Here is an 18317-nt window from a genome sequence, read left to right on the forward strand (position 1 = left end):
CGACTCACGCCCAGGCCAGGCCATATAACCCTCACCTTTAAAGGTCTCTAGTACGGCAGCCGCCATTTGTTAGCGGACCTGGAATATGCGGTGGCCAAGCGGGCTCGGTGATGGAACCAGCGGGCGCGTGCTTGATGACGTCGTCTCCAGGCTGACCAATGCGCGGCGTGTTCCAGCGACGAGGTGGGGGTGGTTGTGGCGTTGAACAGATGCTTGATCTCGGCGACCGTCAGCGGGATCAGGCCGAGATCCTCGGGCGGCTGTTCGTCGGGGTGCCTGGGCGTCATGGCCTGGGTGTCGGTGCAGTGCCGGGCAGCTGCGGCGTTGGCCACGCAGACGGCCAGGGCGGCCATGACCAGCACGAGGTGCCGAAGAGCCTCATAGAGGCGGACCTGGGATTTATCCAGGCCGAACAGGCTCTTGCCGGCCTCGAAACTCTCCTCCACCGGCCATCTCAAGCCTGCGGCGGCGATGAGGCGGGGCAGCGTGACCGGGTGGCCGTCGGGGACGAAGCAGTAGTGGAAGGCCAGCTCGCCGGTCGTGCGGTGCTTGCGGATGAGCAGGAAGTGGGTGGGGCTGGCGGTGGCGATCCAGGCCCAGGCGTAGGTGCGTTCGCCCTTGGAGCCGTCTCCAGCTGAGCGGATGGTCCACTTGTGTTTCTGCTTCAAGTACCTGGCCACGGCCTGCTCGCAGGTCAGGCAGGTGCCGGCGCCGAGGGTGAGGGTAAAGGTGGCGCGGATGCGCAGGACGTAGGCCTGGCCGTGTTCTTCCAGGAAGGCGCGCAGGCTGGTGCAGGCGCCGTAGACCTCGTCACCGGTCACGAAGTCCAGGCGCACGCCGTCGGCGTAGGCCTCGCGCAGCAGATCGCCGGCCAGTTCGCCCTTGGTGGCGAAGGTCAGATCCAGCGGCAGGCCGGTGGTGATGGCGGTGACGGGGTCGCTGATCTGCTCGGCGGGGATCCACTGCCGGGCACCGATCAGCGCGTGCCCGGCTCCGGCGCGCACGTAGGCCAGGTAGACGGTGTTGATGCCGTTGTCGATGCCGCCGGCGCACCCCATGTGCTGGCGCTTGACGCCCGCCGTGGCCACGCCCTTCTTCTCCTGTCCGGACTCGTCCAGCACGCCCACGGTCAGACTTCCTGACCGGGCGGCGGCATCGAGTCGGCTGACGACGAAGCGGCGGATGGTGCTCATCGCGCCCGCGGTGTCCCACCGGGCACGGTTCAACAGGCGCTGGGTAGCGTCCGGACAGCATCGCCGATCCACTCGGCGATCGTCCAGCCGTTGCGTCTGGGCAACTCAGACAGGACGGCTCGAACGTACTTGGCGGCCTGCAGTCGCGGCTCGATCCGGGTGAACATCGGCGCCAGCGCGGTCATGAGGTCGTCGAGGTTCCGTTGCACCAGGGTGGCCTCTACGATGAGGGCAGCAGCCGCTTTGGATCTTGTTCTCGTCACACAGACATGATCACGAGCGGCTGCTCTCATTGTCGGGGAAACCCATCAGAAGATCACAGCGACCAGGCGCGCGTCATCTCAGGTCACGCAGCAAATGGCGGCTGCCGTACTAGTTACCGGAGCTGCTATAAGATCGTACGCCAAGCCTAAAGAGCCGCAGGGCTAGCACCCAGACAATCGCAGCACACACAGGGCCCATCAGAGCCACCCACGCCATCTCTTCAGCCTGCGTCAAATAGTTCACCGGAAAATACGCTATGAAAGCGATCGGAAAAGCGATTGTCAATCCGACTCTGATGGCGCTGGAATAAATCGAGAGTGGATAACGTCCAAGTTCGTACAACGGCTCTGCCATGTCTCCGGTTTCGAACGGGCTATTGACCCAGAAACATATGCAATTCGCGAGAAGAGTGAGTCCCGCACGCAAGGCCAATCCGGCAATTACTAAACAGGTGGCAATCAACCCATGGGCAAAACTCCAGGAGATTTCTGTCTGCCAGAGTGCTCCCGCACATAACGCAACACCAAGTACGACACTGCCGATACCCTCAGGAGACATCCATGAGGTCAGCACAGAAAGGAAGGGTGAAATGGGGCGAGTTAGATAAATATCAAAGCGACCGCGATAGATCGCATCGCTCGTTGTCCATATCCCGTCAAAGAATAGTTGCGTAGTACCTGCGGCAATAGTCATCACCCCATAAATTAAGACAAGCTTAGCGGCAGGCCATCCATTGATATTCGGTGCCTGTTGATAGATTACATGAATAAATAGTAGGCCCATTCCGTCGGATAGTGCCGAAGACCCTGCCAAGAGAACGGCATCCGATCGATACTCAGCATATATATGCAGCCGGATCTTGAAAAACCAGAAATATAAGGCAATATTTCTTTTCCAATTGGTCACAACTTACCCGCCTTGCAGCGTCATACGGCGAAGACCGTAATACCACAGTAGTTCGGCAAGAAAAATAAGACCAAATATCCATCCTACTTGAATCGCAATGCCTATGAGGGCTTCACTGTACCCACCCCGCCCTATCGCAATTTGAGCGGGAATGGTTACTATGCCTTGAAATGGCAAGTAACTGGCAATACTATGAAGCCATGCGGGAAACATGGAAAGGGGAACTACCGCCCCAGACAGAACGGCTGTTACGGCCCGGCGGATCCGCTCCACCCCATAGGAGTTGTAAGTCCAAAGAGTTCCCAAGACCCACGTTGTACTAATACAAGCCTTAACAACGACGGCAAGTAAGACGGAAACAAGGAAGAGTAGCCAGCCAGTTAAGCTCGATGGTAGCGCTAAATCACCCATGAGAGAACTGAGGGAAATAAAGAGAGCGATTCCAGCTAGCAGATCGAGACTACACTGTCCAATTGACTCACTAAGGCGCAGCACGCTAAGCCGCCAAGGCCGCGTCAAGTCACAGATAACGTCACCACGAGAAATTCTGCTACCCAATCCGCCATTGCTATCCATTAAAACTGTAAAGAGGGCAGAAACAAGCACGTAGGTTTTCATCTGCGACCATTCAAATCCAGCGACTTGAGCGCGATCGACAAAAACCATCTCCCAAATAAAGAACGGTACGGCCACTCCGGTTAAAGTGGCGGGAATTCTTACTAAGAGCCAGCCTCTGGCAACAAATCCAAGCTGAATATTAAGTCTCAATATTGTCGCGTACAAAAGCATTCGAGTATAAAGCAGATCACATATCGGCTCCCAACTTCTGCATATGTGTCTCATCTCGATTTCTCACCTAGGCCATTTGTAGTAAGCTGTCTAATGGCGTCTTCGATAGAAGGTGACTCAATCACAAGGTCTATCACATCGTAGTTGGCGAGAACGTCGGAAACTAATTTCGCTGTTTGAACAGCCTGCTCGTCAAAATGCACGAGTAGCTGTGTCGCCATCGGCTGTTCTACTTCGATGTTAGGTAGCCTTATCAGCAAATTAGCATCAGCCGTTTGCCGCGTAGTCACCTGCAGTGTTCGAATTCTAGCGAACTCTTTAATCGCAGACTGCAGCAAGCCGTCGAAAATTAAACGACCCTTGTCAATCATAGTTAGGCGATCACAGATTCGCTCAACGTCCGTGAGATCATGTGAAGTAAGAACGAGCGTCATACTTCGTTGATTCTGCATTTCTCGTAGGACCGTACGTACTCGTTCTTTAATGAATATGTCCAAACCAATGGTCGGCTCATCTAGAAATAGAACTGCCGGCTCGTGGAGTAAGGCTGCACATATATTGGCACGCGTTCTCTGCCCTAGCGAAAGTTGACGGACTGGGGCGGATAGAATATCGCCAATCTCTAATAGGTCAACGAGTCGGCCGAGGATGCGATTATACCGCGTAGATTTTATCCCATAGATCGCCTTAAGAGCAAGAAATGATTCTCTCACAGGCAAATCCCACCAAAGCTGATCCCGTTGTCCCCATACAACACCGATGTGCATAGCGTTCTGGCGACGCTTGCGAGCCGGGTCAATACCATTAACCCGCACTGTTCCGTGAGTCGGCTCAATAACACCGGTCAGCATCTTTATTGTAGTGGATTTACCTGCGCCATTGGCTCCGACGTAACCGACACTTTCCCCGGGTTCGATCGTCAGATCGATCTCTGCTACGGCAGAAACTTCCTCGAAGGAAGGTTTCACAAGATGGCGAAGAGCTCCCCGTAACCCAGGTTGCCGCTGCGGACGACGATATTTTCGGACAAGGCCATTAGCTCTGATGCTGCCGAGCTCACCTGTATTCAAATCATTAACCTCGACGCTATTGTACGGTTAGACTCGGCAAAATCCGAATTGCATTTTGTTGATAGAAGCTTTCCAAGATCTTCTCGGAGAGTCCTAAGCCTGAAATGTTCCATCTGCCACTGTTTTTCGGATTGGAACTATATGGGAAATACTCGTCTTCCGTCTCCAAGAATCGAAAATATAGCTCATAGGCTCTACGGGCGGGTGGGAAGTGGTCAGTGGCGAACATGAATCGTCGCGGATATTTTTCTATTAGAGACCGCGCAGCTCTCGGTTGTCGGCCCAGCTGATAGAGGCGTGCTGCAATGTCGATATATAGATTCGGTGCTTTTTGAAGTAGCCTATCCAGACGGCCGAGATCCTCCGCATGGCATCCAACATGGAGGCCCACGAAGGTCGTTCCAGGGTGCCTCAGTACTAGCTTCTCGAAGGCCGTTATGAGACGTTCGAAGCTAGGTGTGTCAGCTCCTGCGTATGACCATTCAGGTGCCGTTAAAAGCAGCTCGAGGAATTCATTTTCCTCGTCAACAGGATCAAAGAAGGCTCGTGGGTCGGCCGTGTGAATAGCTACAGGTACGCCAAGCTCGCCTGCCATGATCCAAAGTTCTTCAAGTCGCGGATCGTCCGGCAAGACCAGATCACCAGAACCGTCCCTCACTTTTAAACCGAGATCTTTCCACACCTTGAGCCCTTTGGCTCCGCATTCTACAGATCGTCGAAGGCTTGCTGCGAGTCTATGGCCGAAGCCAGGTACTCTTAACTCGTTCCAGTCAACATGACAGAAGGTGGCAAATTGTCCCGGGTAAGCGTTATCGTACCGGTTCAGATTCTCTAGAAGCTCCTGGCCCCATCTCCCGTCTAGATTGACTATTCCTGCGATGTTGCACGAATCCATCAATCCTACGAGTTCTCCAACATCTGGAGCTGTCCACTCTCGTCCGTCTCCTATGAAGGAGGTAAGCCATTTCCCAAGGTGATTATGCATGTCAATTGCCGGAAATCGGGCGGCGGAGACATGATGTTCTGGAAGAGTTAACTGGGTACGAGGCCGATAATCTCGAAGCAGAAGGTTTCTTAGGTCGCGATTGCTAGGTTGACTTGGCATTTGCGTTCCCCTTTTCAGTGAGCTCCGAGATAAGCTGCGCATACTTATTAATGGACGAGTCTACTTCGAAATCCTTAACTCGTTCACGATAGCCTTCTGTCGTTGGGCGATTTTCGATTGCTGATATGATCGCAGACGCGAACGAGTCCTCGTCGCCGAGCGGGATTAGTGTCCCGTAGACGCCATTCATCAGTAGTTCTCGGTTTCCTCCTAGACTATCCGTTGCAACGATAGGAATTTCGCACGCAAGCGCCTCAACAAGTACGTTGGGAACGCCCTCAATAATTGACGGCAAGGCAAACACGGAAGCTCGACTCATGAAGGCATATATATTAGAAATATGTCCCGGGAAAGCAATGTAGCCGGCAATGCCCAGCTCGTCGGCTAGTCTTTCATAATTCCGGCCACATTCACCTGCGCCTAGAATAACCAATCGAGTGTCCGGTCGGGCCGTGTGGACCTTCTTGAACGCTCGTATTAGCATCTCAAAGTTCTTCTCTGGCGCGAACCTGCCGGCAGCAAGCACTACATTTATCCCAGAAGTGCTATCTAGCCAGGGATGTCCCGACATTTCGTCCATGTGCTGATCGATATCCGACGGGATGACGGGGTTGTTGATTGTTATTACCTTATTTCGCGGCATATGTGCAAGTTCTGAAATATCCACTGCCGCGGATTCGCATAGAGCAATAACCGCATCTGCTTCGCGATAGTATTTTCGAACCTTTCTTAAGAGGTTTCTCTTATAGATCCAACCTCCACCCGTGTAGTCATTGATCAATCGAGAAGGCATTGTATGCTCTACTACGACGACAGGAAAGTCTTTCGCTAAGCGTTGTCGAGCATGCAACGTCTGTATATTGACTTCCGTTAAGTGGGATATCGCGATCTTTGGCGGTCTGCGGTGCCACATGCTTTGAAGCTCGCGCACTCGCTGTCGATCCGAGGTGCCACGTAACATGACGATCTCGATACCGGGGGGAATCGCTCGGGCTATCCACCTTCCCCGAAGAAGGATTGTCACTTCGAAGTTCATTCGACTTAATCCTTCTGCAAGTGCGACCACAACGCCCTCCGCGCCCCCATGGCCTAGATGCCCAGCCAGTATTGTAATTGGAAGGCGCTTGTGCATAGTCAGACCTCTTGCTTCATGCAGTGTTGTCATCTTTACGCTAGCTTCAGATACAACAAGTCGTAGATCAAGTCTTTTGGATCTTGCATTCTGATCAGTTGTGTGGTAGTTCTGCACGCTTTCTTGTCAGGGTGTTGTCGCCAGCGACATGGGACCACTCGAGAGGAAGTTGCCCCGAGCAAGGACCGCTGGTTTGCCAGTGATGAAATCACCCAAGCGTCGGTTTTGGAAGATGACCACCCGGTTTACTCATGTTGAGTTCGTAGGGTCATGAGATCGTGACTGGCTGCTGTTTCGGGTGTATGCCGGAGGTGTACGATACGGCGAGCGGGGCGGATACACGCCTGAGGAGTAGCTATGGCGTGAACGGTTATGGATGAAGGCAGCCGATAGGTTCGAGGCAGGGCCACGACCAGGCAGGGGGCGGTCGAGTTCCCGGTGAGCGAGCGGTCGGTGGGCTGGTGGCGCGCGGCCTAGTAAGCCGGTTGTGAGTATGAAGGACGCCACGTGAGGGTAAGCAATCAGAGGGTTCTGTGACGCTGGGTGATACGTGCTGATCAGGCGTCGAGTGCGACGGGCGGCATCCAGAGGTTGCCGGTGAAAGCGCGGTGGATCGCCTTGAAGGCGCTCAGCCCGTGCTTGCGGGCGCTGTCGAGGTAGGAGCGGATGGTCAGCCAGTGCGTGGCGCCGTTTTCGGATTGATGGCAGCCGGAGATCTTCACCTGGGTCTTGACCGGGCGCAGCGCGCGCTCGCCGGTGTTGTTCGTGAACGGCACCCAGCCGGGGAAGTCGGCGAAGCGCAGCACGTCAGCGGCCCGGTCCCGCAGGCGTTCCAGCAGGTTACGGGCCGGGGATTGTTTCCGTCCTGGGGCGCGGGGATGCAGCGACAGCCCGACCGCGATCCCGTGGTGGAAGGATTCGAGGTAGATCCGCGCCCGTTCGGGCGGGATCTGTGACAGTCCGGCCTCGCGGGCCTTGATGACGTGTTTGTTCAGCTCGGCCAGGGCCCAGCGGATCTGGGCCGGCCACCGCTGGCGGGGGTGGTCTTCGGCTGCGGCGGTCAGCTCTCTGACCAGGTGCGCCCCGCACAGTTGGTGCCGGGCGTGCGGGTAGCCGTCGTACAGCGACAGCGAGTCGTGCACCAGCACCCCGCGGAACTCGGGCAGGACGCCGAGGGAGTTGGCGCCCTGGCGGGAACGTTCGCCCAGGCCGAGCAGGGTCAAGGTGGTCGTGCAGGCCACGTGCAGCCAGCGGCGCCTGGTCCCGATCCGGGTGGTGGTCTCATCGACGTGCAGTACGTGCGCCAGTGTCAGCAGCGCGCGGATCACGGTGATGCTGTCGGCGACCAGGGCGGCGGCCTCGCCGAGGATCGACGACACCCAGCCGGGCGAGACCTGCGCTCCGGTGACGTCGGCGATCAGCTGGGCACAGCGTTCCACCGGCACGTGCTGGAACACCAGCAGATACGCCGCCAACGCGCGCAGGTTCGGCCCGTACGACGACGGTGCGCCCGCCACCTGCTCGGGCATGTCCGCACTGGTGAGGCGACCGCACCCGCCGCACCGGCAGCGATGCGCCCGATGCTCGGTCACCGTCACGGTGACCAGGGGAATGTCGCGGACTTGCCGGCGCGAGTAGCCGACACTGTCGGTGGCCGACAGCGTCTTCCCGCATCCGCCGCAGGCGGCCGGGAGGTGGCCCTCGAGCTCGTCGGGGACCTCGGCCATGGCCAGGCCGTTGCCCGGCGTGCCAGGCTGGCGGCCCCGCTTGCGCCCGCCCTTGGCCGGTGGCTGCTTCTCCGGACGGACGCAAGTGTCACTGGACGGCGGTAACGAGGAGTTCCCCGAGTTGCGGCTCTGCCTGCGTTCCAGCTCGGCGACCCGCGCGCTCAGCCGCTCCACCGTCGTTTCCAGCCGCGAGATCGTCTCACGCTGAGCCTCGATCGTGGCCATCTGCCGGACCACCAGCGCGGCCAGCTCGTCATACGACGGGCGGCGCTCCGGGGTCTTCGACACCCCAAGATCATCCCACCCTGCTGGTGATGCTCACGCCAGCATGATCACGAACTTCTGAATGCCTACGAGCGAACCGGGCTGGCCTTGGCGCCTGGCGTTCGCGAGTACTTCTCCGCGGCCGACCGGGTGCAAGTGTTCTGGTAAAGCATGAGCAAACCTGATCTGAGGGGTGAGTTCTGCCTCAATCACTTGCACTGGGCGCTGCTGAGGGGCGAGGTGCCGCAGGATGCTTCGGGACGATCAGCAGGGATCCCGTGAAGATGGAGGTGCTTGGTCAGCTTCGCATTCTGGACCAGGAGCCGATGGCCGGAACGGCCCGGCTCTCCGCACTGCGCCTCACACCCGGCGGGGACGACCCGCAGGTGTGGCTCTACGACATGAACCACGAACGCCTCGAGTTGCTCGACCTCGACTACGCGGGTTACCTGGAGAACCTACTGGTCACCAAGGGTGCCTACCAGTGGCAGTATCTCTTCGCCGAGGTCAATTTCAAGGAGCCTGAGTTCCACGACACCGCACGACACCTGTCCGAAGTGCTGCGCATCTGTCCGGAGATGTTCCCGGGCCATGACTACGCGCCTTTGCAGGAACGTCTGGAGGCGCGGCTCTGAACGCGTGAGGGCGCAGAGCTTGAGGACAGCTTCGGCGTCGGCCAGGTCGACGGGGCCCTGCAGAAGAGCTGCACCCCCCGCAGCTTCCTGGCCACCGCAGGCGGCGACATGCCCGCGGCGAACAACCCGGCAGCCTCCAAGCGGACCTGTTCACGCTTGGCTCGCGCCGCCGGGGTCAGACCACCACCATCCGGATAACGCATCCCACCGGCATACTCCCGAACCCCGCCGCGAGCAGGCAACCGCGCGGTGACACCTCAGTCTTTCAACCTCTGTACTGCGACCGAATCTCAAAACCGGCTCACTAGATGCTTAAGTCCTTAAGTGGGTGTTTGATCATGCGAGTTCTGACTGGTTCGTATTTCAGGTGCATCGCCAGGTTGGGGTGGATTCTCGGGTGAGTCGGCGGCACGGCTGCTGAGCCGCCCACTGCCGCGCCTTGCGGGCGCAGTCCCGGCACAGCGGCGCATCCGGTGAGCGGACCAGATGCCCGTACTCGAGGCAGACGCGCGAGCACGTGATGCACCGGCCGGTGCCGGTCTGCAGCACCCGTTGCCTGCCACAGGCCGGGCAGGACGTCTTGGCGGCTGCCTCCTTGAGCCTGCTCACGCAGCGGCCGCAGCGCTGGCGGTCGATGATGCCGACCGGGCCACCCAGTCCACGCAGTCGCGTTGCCGTTGCCCCATCGCCGCCCTCCGAGCTCAGGTCACAGCGGTGGCATGGACCGGCCGCCGCTGGAGGCGGTCTTCGGCGCGGTCACCGGTTGCGGCGGCCGGACGGGCCGCTCGACGGGAGTGGTGTCCACCTCGAACAGGTCGCTGGGGTGCACTCCAACGCGGTGCACAACGCGGCCAGGGTGGACAGCTTTACCTGCGTGGGCTTCTTGGTCAGCAGCGCCGACACCGACGCCGCCGACAGCTCCACCCCGGCCTTAACCGCCAGCAGCCACCGCAGCTGAGTGCCGGTCCACACCTCTCGCTGCGCCGCGGCCATCCGCAGTTTCCACCGGATCTTCATGCGGTCGGCTCCCCTAGCGCGGTCAACTCGCCCAGGGTGCTGGCCACCGCCCGGCGATAGGCATCTTCGATGAAGGTGGCTGAGGGGCGAACATTGCGCATCGTCGAGCTGACCGTGCAGTGCCCGAGCAGTTGCTAGATGGCCACCAGGTCCACGCCGCGCTCGTAGTTGTGGTGGCACACGCCCGGCGCAGCGCATGCGGGCTGACCACTCGCTCTGAGGACGGCCCTCCAACTGCATGAGATAGCGCAGCCGGTTACGGATGGTGCCGCGATGCAGGACCCCGCCGGACTCATCGGCGAACAGCACCGCCGAGTCGGGGAAGCGGCTGCGCACGTCATTGAGGAACCAACGCAGCACCACGTCCAGCCCATCCAGCATGGGTACCCACCGCGGCCGCGGCCCGGAGGTGTGAGCACCCTTGCCGAAGCGACATGCAGCTTGCACCTTGAGGAAATCAAAAAAGCCGCTCACCCGCTCCGACGTCGACGGCAGCTCGGCCGGCGAGTCATTGCCGACATGCCGAGCTGAAACCCCCTACGCCATCTGCGGCTTCGTCTACACCGCAGCCAAGCACGGCGTGGACATCATGACCGTGATCCGCGACGCACTCCTGGGCCGGGCCTGGATACCGCCCGACCCGGCACCGGTCTGATTCCGGCTACAGCCGGCGATGACCTACAGCCGAAAACGATCACACACCGCAATCACGCAACGCCGGAATGCGCCGAACGTGAATGCTTACCCATGTCCGTGGACGTGACCACAGGGGGCAAGACCGCTGCCCAGCCGCTTGACAAGAAGGATCGAGACGACAGAGTAGAACGGCCTGACCCAGCCGGACGATCACGCACGTGCAAGCCGTAACCAATCAAGGTTTATGACTAGGCGGATCTTGCGCTTGTCAGATCGCCGTGGTTTTATGATCGTTGTGTCTTCATACACCTTGAACTGCCCAGCAATATTCAGGTCGTATTTGGGCTGGCGTCTCGCGGCGAGACTCACATGTTGCCCAACGATAAGGGCGCGATGAGCTGCCCGTGGCAGCGGCATGTTGGTGGCAATCAGTATGCCGTAAAAGAATGTTTCTGCGGTGTCGATACCGCGCCTGTGGTGCGGGCGGTTCAACCCAGGGGTCTCGCTGTCGCCACCGCCACACCGGGTCCCATTAAATATTCCGCCGCCGGATAGAAGTCTTTTTACCGGTTTCCAGAGACTCTGGGTGGCAGGATGGTCAGGCTCTATCAATGGCGGACAGGGCACCGATATAGGCATCTGATCCGAGCGCGCCGGATTAGCTAGGCCCACTGCTCACAACGCTCCATGGAATCAACACGGTTGTCTCCAGGCTACCGAATCCTCAGTATGAGGAAATGCCAGAAAGGAGAACGGGAGAATCTCACAACGGAGACAGCAACACGATCTTGCCGCTTTGACCGAGGCGGCCCCCCATGCCTATCTAACTCGTCACTTCGGTGAGGTCAACGTGAGGACGCAGCCCGGCCAGCTGGAGCGGATTATCTGTCATCTCGATGTGCAATCCTCCAATGTTCACACCACCTCTGAAGACTTCACCCTCCTCGATTGGGACGACGCGGGGCCGAGCTCACCGGGCTGGGAGTTGGCGGCCATACTGCCGCGCTGGTTTGCGAGCGACGGCGCTCTACACCTGGAAGCTCCCGTCCGGACGACGAAGATTTTGCCGCGAGGCGGGTGGCCTTGGCCTATTGACCAGCATATCCATCGCCATGCACGCGACCATCAACATGAACTACAAGGGGGCTCAGACGAGACTCGCCTTAGATCGGGCAGCCGACCCGGAACATCGTGAGAGGGCTCACCACCAAGCGCTCAGAGCGCTCTACGTCACCCTGCAGCAAACCGTCTACCAAGAAACCATCGACGTCATTACCGCCTGAACCGTTCTCTCTTTCATCCGACTTGTTTAATGCCAGGAAATGGGATCTCCATGCCTTCCTTACTCGCATCGGTAATCATTCCCTGCCACAATCGAACGACTGCCATACGCAATGTCCTGGCGAGCTTACGCGAGCAGGATGTTCCGGCTGACACCTTCGAGGTCGTCGTCGTGGACGATGGCTCGGCCGTACCTTTGGACCAGGAAATCCCTGAACTCAACTCTGCTCCGTCGATAAAGTTTCTCCGGCATACGGCGCCGAAAGGAGTTCAGGCAGCTCGCAATGCCGGCGTCGAACTAGCCGGAGCCGAAGTCCTGATTTTCCTGGATGTCGACTGCATTGCTCGATCTGACCTCGTAGCCAATCATATTGTCGCCCACGAGGGAAGGGATGTGGCGATCTGTGGCTTCACAAGTACGCGTGAGCTGTCCCCAAGCAGCTGGCGGCTGCTCATGGGTGATGGCTGGGACTTCTCTGACAGCCGGGCCACGTTTGCGCGGGCGGCCGGTGAAAGTCTTCTGCACGACCCATTGACCGAGCTACTGGCGATGCCCACACCGGTCGATTGGTCCTTCTTCTGGACACACAACGTCAGCGTTACAAGGGCGGCGTTTCATAAGGCCGGCGGCTTCTCTGAGGATTTCCCTTTCAAAGGTGTCGAAGACGTGGAGATGGGCTATCGGCTCTATCTGGCTGGGTTCCCCACGATCTTTGATCCCAACGTAGTGGCGCTGCACCAGCCGCACGTCAGAGATCGCAACGGCGACATCATCAAGGACCGGCAGAACGAACTCGTGTTCGTGGGGAAGTTTCCCAACGTCGAAGTCGAGGCAGTGTGCAGCTACGACATTGTACGAGCCCGCGAACTTGCGCCCGTGCTCCAGCGATTCGCCGGTGGGATCACCACGGAGTCGGCAGACTGCTCGAAGCTCGCCGAACTCGAGGAACTGCATCCCAGGATCTCCGCCGCTGATCGGATACTTCTGGCCGGTTCGATGGAAGGCTGGCCCAAGGATCTACCCTTCCCGGTGACGTCCTGCTTCCCTGGGCACGGGACCAGGCAGGAGGATGAGCGACTTTCGCTGATCGGCACGCGTATCCCCTATTCGGCCGGGGCCTTCGACCTCGGCATCATTACCGACTACTGGCGGCACTTCCCCGAGCGCACGATCGCGAGGATCTTCTCCGAGCTGCTGCGCACCTGCCGGGAGGTGCTGGTGCTGTCCAAGGTCAGCACGGCTCCGGCTGCAGCTCCCGACGCTGAGCTCGCGGCCGCCCTCCACCAGCATGATCAGCCGTATTGGGAGTTCACCGTCGAGGTCAAGCGGGAGCTTCACCAGTTCGACCTCGCAGAGCTGGCCGTCATTCCTGACGGGCCAGCGGGCTTCCTGCTGACTGAGGCGCCCTGGGAGCGCGTTGGCATGGGCGCCACGATGGGGCAAGTGAGGGGCCGATAGCAAGCCGCTGCCAAGGAGTCCGGCCTATGCGCGGCACGCAGAGTCGCCGGATGGACACGGATCGAGGACGCATGTGCTCCATCGACGGATTCAGTAGGGACTTCTACGAAGTTCACGGATATCTGCTCGTCCGGGGCCTGCTGGAACCTGGCGAGGTCAATGCCCTTCGAGAGGAAGTCCAGCAGGCATTGAGTTCCAGCTACGATTTTCGGCGGCGGCCTCTTGATTTCGCGACGGGAACGGCCGGCCTGTACCTGCCGATGGTCGGGCCTGCCACGCCGCTCAGCCGTGCGTTGCTGGCCGACTCTCGATTCCTGGGTGTGGCCGGGACCCTGCTTCGCTCACAAGTCGTGCCCAAGCCCGCGAAGGGAATCTTGTACCGGGACGCGTCGCCATGGCACTGCGACTCAGCGGATGAACGGCTGCGGGCGGTGAAGGCCGTGGCATACCTCGACCCACTGGCAGCTTCCACGGGAGCGCTTCAGGTGCTGCCAGGCTCGCATCAGTTCGAGCAAGCAGGACGCCTCGCCAGATATCGCGACCGTTGGCCAGCCAGGGAACCGGTGTTCGATGAGCGCGACGAGGCTGGGCGCTGGCCCGGAGTCGTCCTCGCCACGAATCCAGGTGACGTCATCTTCTTCGATGTTCACTTGTGGCACGCCAGCCTGCTTGGGCGCGACCGGCTGCAGTGGAGCGTCTCCTACGCCGCAACCCCCGTCGGCAACCTTGATCGCGAATCTGTCCGCTCGTATATCAGCTCCTTTCTCTCCGCGGGCCACAATTTCGATCTTGCGGTTTACCCCTACTACGACCCTGCGTGGTCGGGAGCTTCACGACCAGCGTTTGCCGACGTCATGGCAAGTCTAGAACTCATTCAGCTGGAGTCTGACGGTGATGGACTCGATCAATAACTTCTACGACCCGCATCTCTATGACCTCAACGTCGGCCACGCGCCCCGGGTCGGGCCGACCTATCACAAATACACGAGTGAGCTGGCTCCTGGAAGCCGAGTGCTGGAGCTGGGCTGTGGCACTGGCGACACCCTTCTGCCGCTCGCCAGGCACGGATTCGACGTCATCGGCCTGGACAGTTCTCCAACCATGCTCGCCCGGCTGAGCGACCATCTGGAGAAGGAGAGCCCCGACGTGCGAGCACGGGTGCGATTGCAGCAAGAAGAGTTACCACGGCTGCCGGATCTCGGGACGGTCGACGCGGTCCTTCTACCCAACGACTTCATCGGCCACATGCTCAGCGATGACCTGTTGAACGAACTGGCGGCGAACGTACGCACGGTCATTAAGACAGGCGGGACGGTTCTGCTCGATGCTTCCCGCTTCGACGTCGTGTTCCTGGGCTCCATCACGGGCACAGAGGGCGGGCTCACGCGCACCCACGGATCGTTCCCTTATCCCGGTGACCGCACGCTGCGCGTCGGTGAGCAGTCGGAATATGACGGCTTGGGGATCATCCAGAGCACCTTCCGCTATGAACTGCTCGATCCCGCCGGTTTCGTAGAACGGACCTGGTATCGAACCCTGCGCATGTACCCGCGCCGACTCAGAGAGGTCACGGCAACCCTAGAGCTCAACGGGTTCGCCATCACTCAGGTGGATCCTGCGGCGTTTCCACCCGGTCTTGACCACATTTTCATATCGGCCGCAGCGGTGTGAGGGAGGCGGCGTGACCATGATCAGCGACTGGACTGTCCGTCGTGAGACCAATCGCAGAATCAACTTGGAGGAATTTGAGCGGCGCGCAACCGCACTGATCAGCAGGCCGCGCGTACTGTTCGTCGAGTTGACCGAGAACTGCAATCTCGCATGCCCGATGTGCCGCTCGGCCGGACCGTTCGAGAAGTCGAAGAACATGAAGCAGGAGCTCTTCGATCGCATCGCGGAAGAGCTGTTCCCCACCGCCGAGATCGTGGACCTGCGTGGCTGGGGCGAGAGCGCCATACTCAAGCAGTTCCCCGAGTTCGTCGAGAAAACGCTCGCGTACGGCTGTCGCGTCAGATTGGTGACCAACCTGACGGTCTCCAACGAACGGCTGTGGCGCCGTTTGGTCAGCAGCGGCGCACTGATTACGGTCTCCTTCGACGCGGCAGAGCAGGAGACGTTCGGTGCATTGCGAAAGGGCACGAAGCTCGACATCGTTCTTCGCAATCTGGAGATTCTAGCTGATGAAGGTCATCGTAGCGGGGTCGGCACCGGCAACATCCACCTCAACGTGGTGGTCCAGACCGCCGCATTGCAAGAGCTGATCGGCATCGTCGGGCATGCCGCCAGGCTCGGCCTTAGCATCCGGCTCAATCCCGTCTCGCTCGGGGACGAGGATCCGGATAACCCACGCTTCCACCGCGAGGAGCTGCTTGATCGGCTACGACAGTCTGCGGCAGCCGCTGAGAAGGAGAATGTCGAGGTTCAGCTCAACGCGGCCTTGGCCCCTGAATGGGCCGCCCCTGAGCACGCTGACAAGACCTGCACGCATCCATGGATGTACTGCTACATCAATCATCGTGGCGAGGTCGGCTTCTGCGATCACCTCATCGGAGTCCCTGGAAACCAGTACCTCCTGGGCAATCTGTCCGTCAGCGAATTCGGCCAGATCTGGAACGGACCGGCCTATCGCCAGCTTCGGGCCGAACACACCGTTGGACGTTCAGCAATCTCGTCCCGATTCGAAGAGTGCCGTTGGTGCTATAGCAATCGGTACACCGACTTCGATGAACTCTCCTATCCGCCGTACGAGAAGCATCGTGTGCTGTTGACCTCTGCGGCTTGCGCTTCCTTCCAGCCGCTGCCGTCAGATCGACGCCCTCTACCACTGATAGCGCCCCTCCCATTGACCGAGGAAGGCAGCGATTCATGACCCCCGCCGTCGACCGATCTCATTGGCCGCAATGGCCGGAGACCGACCAGTGGTCGACCCAGGCTCTCGCGGCGACCCTACTCAGCGGGCGACTGGCCGTCAGTGGGTCCACTAGCCCGTGGGAATCGCGCGGCAGCGTGGCGTCTCGACGGCTCGCGGTGCGCGTGGGCCGCCGCCACTGCACTCTGACCACCAGTGGATCAAGTGCGATCGTGGTGGCTCTCCAGGCCTTGGGCGTCGGCCCAGGAGATATCGTGCTCATGCCAGCCACCACGTGGGTCAGTTGCGCCACCTCCGTCCTGCGGGTCGGCGCGACTCCAGCATTCTTCGACGCCACCGATGATTCTCCGTGTCTGCCGATCGATGGCGGATGCGAGCCGACGGTGCTGCTGGGTGTTCACCTCTATGCGCAGCACTTCGACCTAGAAGCGCTGCGCGCACGCTATCCCGGGGTCCAGCTCGTCGAGGACGCCTCGCACGCGCAGCTGGCGCCTACCTCGACAGGGCGCCTGGCGGGTACGCTCGGCGACATCAGCATCATGAGCCTGCAGGCCACGAAGATTCTCACCTGCGGGGAAGGCGGTGCGATCCTCACGGATGACCCCGCGATTGCAGCGCGAGTCGAATCCCTAGTGATGGATTCCCGCCGTCGCGCGCTGGTCGTTGAGGAGACCGCGGCCAACGAATTGGAGCCTGCCTTCCTGCTTCACGGAGCTAACCATGCGGCATCCGAACTGGCGGCGGGCCTTCTCATGGATCAGCTTGAGCGAATGCCCGCTCAGTCGGCACGGCGGTCCTCAGGTGCAGCGGCCTTCTGCGACCGTCTCATCGAGCTGGGCGCGAGGTACTTCGCCGATCAGGGTGCGTTGGAGTCAGGAAATTTCTACGGCCTCGCGGTTCAGATCCCCGACGAATGGGGGGATGCCAGCGAATTCGTCGCCGAGGTGCATCGAATCACCGGCCTGCTCCTGGACCGGGTGTACCCACCAGTCGTCGAAGGCCCTCTCTACCGCCCAAACACCATCAAACAGTACGCCCTGCTTGGCCACATAGGTCACCAGATTACGCATTCCAGGCGATGGCACGAACGCCATGTCGTGGTCCCTCACCAGGCCTTCCTCGCGGATCGGCAGCAACTCACGGGACTGGCGGATGCCATGTTCGACGGGCGGACAGCAGCACCCTTCGGGTCCGCACGCGCCACCGGGAGGCCGTCGATCGACGTGATCGTGACGACGCAAGGCCAGCGCAAGAGTCTCTCCGACGCGCTCGCGGGCGTCGCGCGGCAACAGGTAAACGCGGATGTGCGGGTCACTCTCTGGCTCGATAGTACATCCAGGCAGACGTCTGAGAGTCTGGCGCTGCTCCGGGATGCAGACCCCGCGATCGCGGAGATCCGCCATGTGGGCAATGACATCGCCCCACAGGAGCCGTTCGCCAGAATCGCAGCGATTCGTCAAGCAGCAGCGGACGGCTCCACTGCGGATTACGTAACGTTCCTCGACGATGACAACATCTGGGAACCAGATCATCTCTCCACTCTGCTGAGGCTGATCAGCCGGGGGTATCAGGCGGTTCATTCGTGGCGGACTCTCATGGATCCGCGTGGTGAACCGACAACCGTGGACCGATTCCCATGGTTGCCCGCCGGCCAAGCGGCTGCTTTGCGATATCGCGAATTGGCCGCTCGAGAGGTCTTTCGCAGTGGCCTCAACATCGTCAGAGACAGCGTGTCTGTCGGAATGGTAGATATGGGGGAGTGGATGTTCAGCAGGCGACTTCTGAACATCCTTAAGTTTCAGCGGGAACGCACACCGGAAGAGGTTGCCGGGCGGGTCGGGGAGGACGACATCCTGCTAGATCAGCTCCGCCGCCTCGCCGTCCCCACGGCGTGCTCCGAGAGGGCGACTCTGCGGTACAGGCTAGGAGGGATGTCCAACCAAGAGTACTCGCAATAACCGTTCCGCTGA

At 59.9% G+C, this 18317-nt stretch carries 18 protein-coding genes; 9 read left to right on the forward strand and 9 right to left on the reverse strand.

What is annotated here, in order from left to right:
- Positions 1-47 precede the first annotated feature (47 nt).
- From ACIBQX_RS19240 to tnpC, 8 genes are all read right to left on the reverse strand, one after another.
- The gene (locus ACIBQX_RS19240; protein ID WP_397006182.1) at positions 48-1226 is read right to left on the reverse strand and encodes an IS701 family transposase; all 1179 of its coding nucleotides are present in this window, start codon (positions 1224-1226) and stop codon (positions 48-50) included.
- Entirely contained in the window at positions 1223-1456 is a 234-nt protein-coding gene (locus ACIBQX_RS19245) for a hypothetical protein (protein WP_397006184.1), read from the reverse strand. The genes ACIBQX_RS19240 and ACIBQX_RS19245 overlap by 4 nt, the downstream gene beginning before the upstream one ends.
- 109 nt (positions 1457-1565) lie before the next feature.
- Complete coding sequence (locus ACIBQX_RS19250; protein ID WP_397006185.1) at positions 1566-2363, reverse strand: ABC transporter permease; 798 nt, start codon at positions 2361-2363, stop codon at positions 1566-1568.
- 3 nt (positions 2364-2366) lie between these two features.
- Positions 2367-3056 carry an ABC transporter permease gene (locus tag ACIBQX_RS19255; RefSeq protein WP_397006187.1) on the reverse strand — a complete coding sequence of 230 codons (690 nt, stop codon included), beginning with the start codon at positions 3054-3056 and terminating at the stop codon, positions 2367-2369.
- A gap of 146 nt (positions 3057-3202) precedes the next feature.
- Positions 3203-4222 carry an ATP-binding cassette domain-containing protein gene (locus tag ACIBQX_RS19260; RefSeq protein ID WP_397006189.1) on the reverse strand — a complete coding sequence of 340 codons (1020 nt, stop codon included), beginning with the start codon at positions 4220-4222 and terminating at the stop codon, positions 3203-3205.
- 16 nt (positions 4223-4238) lie between these two features.
- Positions 4239-5369 carry an amidohydrolase family protein gene (locus tag ACIBQX_RS19265; protein WP_397006191.1) on the reverse strand — a complete coding sequence of 377 codons (1131 nt, stop codon included), beginning with the start codon at positions 5367-5369 and terminating at the stop codon, positions 4239-4241.
- Positions 5311-6492, reverse strand: coding sequence for a glycosyltransferase (locus ACIBQX_RS19270; RefSeq protein WP_397006800.1), 1182 nt, complete (start codon positions 6490-6492; stop codon positions 5311-5313). Before ACIBQX_RS19270 ends, ACIBQX_RS19265 begins: the two co-directional genes overlap by 59 nt.
- A 524-nt stretch (positions 6493-7016) precedes the next feature.
- Positions 7017-8474, reverse strand: a complete 1458-nt coding sequence (gene tnpC / locus ACIBQX_RS19275; protein ID WP_397006193.1) for an IS66 family transposase — start codon at positions 8472-8474, stop codon at positions 7017-7019.
- Positions 8475-8728: 254 nt separating this feature from the next.
- On the opposite strand from tnpC, the gene ACIBQX_RS19280 reads away from it, so the two are divergent.
- Complete coding sequence (locus ACIBQX_RS19280) at positions 8729-9085, forward strand: hypothetical protein (RefSeq protein WP_397006195.1); 357 nt, start codon at positions 8729-8731, stop codon at positions 9083-9085.
- A 756-nt stretch (positions 9086-9841) separates the two neighbouring features.
- On the opposite strand, the gene ACIBQX_RS19285 is transcribed toward ACIBQX_RS19280, so the two are convergent.
- On the reverse strand, positions 9842-10102 hold the full coding sequence (locus ACIBQX_RS19285; RefSeq protein ID WP_397006197.1) for a helix-turn-helix domain-containing protein: 261 nt from the start codon (positions 10100-10102) through the stop codon (positions 9842-9844).
- A 448-nt stretch (positions 10103-10550) separates the two neighbouring features.
- Between ACIBQX_RS19285 and ACIBQX_RS19290 the strand changes: the two genes are divergently transcribed.
- The 8 genes from ACIBQX_RS19290 to ACIBQX_RS19325 all read left to right on the forward strand — a co-directional run bounded on the left by ACIBQX_RS19290 (position 10551) and on the right by ACIBQX_RS19325 (position 18305).
- Entirely contained in the window at positions 10551-10757 is a 207-nt protein-coding gene (locus tag ACIBQX_RS19290; protein ID WP_397006199.1) for a hypothetical protein, read from the forward strand.
- A gap of 741 nt (positions 10758-11498) precedes the next feature.
- Positions 11499-11933: a phosphotransferase gene (locus tag ACIBQX_RS19295; RefSeq protein WP_397006802.1), complete on the forward strand. Its 435-nt coding sequence runs from the start codon at positions 11499-11501 to the stop codon at positions 11931-11933.
- Complete coding sequence (locus ACIBQX_RS19300) at positions 11851-12021, forward strand: hypothetical protein (RefSeq protein WP_397006201.1); 171 nt, start codon at positions 11851-11853, stop codon at positions 12019-12021. The genes ACIBQX_RS19295 and ACIBQX_RS19300 overlap by 83 nt, the downstream gene beginning before the upstream one ends.
- Positions 12022-12071: 50 nt before the next feature.
- Positions 12072-13478, forward strand: coding sequence for a glycosyltransferase family 2 protein (locus ACIBQX_RS19305; RefSeq protein WP_397006203.1), 1407 nt, complete (start codon positions 12072-12074; stop codon positions 13476-13478).
- Positions 13479-13504: 26 nt separating this feature from the next.
- Positions 13505-14389, forward strand: coding sequence for a phytanoyl-CoA dioxygenase family protein (locus tag ACIBQX_RS19310; RefSeq protein WP_397006205.1), 885 nt, complete (start codon positions 13505-13507; stop codon positions 14387-14389).
- Positions 14373-15149 carry a class I SAM-dependent methyltransferase gene (locus ACIBQX_RS19315; protein ID WP_397006207.1) on the forward strand — a complete coding sequence of 259 codons (777 nt, stop codon included), beginning with the start codon at positions 14373-14375 and terminating at the stop codon, positions 15147-15149. Before ACIBQX_RS19310 ends, ACIBQX_RS19315 begins: the two co-directional genes overlap by 17 nt.
- A gap of 16 nt (positions 15150-15165) precedes the next feature.
- Positions 15166-16347 carry a radical SAM/SPASM domain-containing protein gene (locus tag ACIBQX_RS19320; RefSeq protein ID WP_397006804.1) on the forward strand — a complete coding sequence of 394 codons (1182 nt, stop codon included), beginning with the start codon at positions 15166-15168 and terminating at the stop codon, positions 16345-16347.
- Positions 16344-18305 carry a DegT/DnrJ/EryC1/StrS family aminotransferase gene (locus tag ACIBQX_RS19325; protein ID WP_397006209.1) on the forward strand — a complete coding sequence of 654 codons (1962 nt, stop codon included), beginning with the start codon at positions 16344-16346 and terminating at the stop codon, positions 18303-18305. Before ACIBQX_RS19320 ends, ACIBQX_RS19325 begins: the two co-directional genes overlap by 4 nt.
- The last annotated feature ends 12 nt before the right edge of the window (positions 18306-18317 follow it).

It is taken from the genome of Nonomuraea sp. NPDC049714, assembly GCF_044465295.1.
Taxonomy (GTDB): Bacteria; Actinomycetota; Actinomycetes; order Streptosporangiales; family Streptosporangiaceae; genus Nonomuraea.

Coding starts and splice junctions, on each gene's coding strand:
- ACIBQX_RS19300 (WP_397006201.1), top strand. CDS start 11,851: ATGCACGCGACCATCAACATGAACTACAAGGGGGCTCAGACGAGACTC.
- ACIBQX_RS19325 (WP_397006209.1), top strand. CDS start 16,344: ATGACCCCCGCCGTCGACCGATCTCATTGGCCGCAATGGCCGGAGACC.
- ACIBQX_RS19315 (WP_397006207.1), top strand. CDS start 14,373: ATGGACTCGATCAATAACTTCTACGACCCGCATCTCTATGACCTCAAC.
- ACIBQX_RS19265 (WP_397006191.1), bottom strand. CDS start 5,369: ATGCGCAGCTTATCTCGGAGCTCACTGAAAAGGGGAACGCAAATGCCA.
- ACIBQX_RS19270 (WP_397006800.1), bottom strand. CDS start 6,492: ATGACAACACTGCATGAAGCAAGAGGTCTGACTATGCACAAGCGCCTT.
- ACIBQX_RS19320 (WP_397006804.1), top strand. CDS start 15,166: ATGATCAGCGACTGGACTGTCCGTCGTGAGACCAATCGCAGAATCAAC.
- ACIBQX_RS19305 (WP_397006203.1), top strand. CDS start 12,072: ATGCCTTCCTTACTCGCATCGGTAATCATTCCCTGCCACAATCGAACG.
- ACIBQX_RS19285 (WP_397006197.1), bottom strand. CDS start 10,102: ATGAAGATCCGGTGGAAACTGCGGATGGCCGCGGCGCAGCGAGAGGTG.
- ACIBQX_RS19310 (WP_397006205.1), top strand. CDS start 13,505: ATGCGCGGCACGCAGAGTCGCCGGATGGACACGGATCGAGGACGCATG.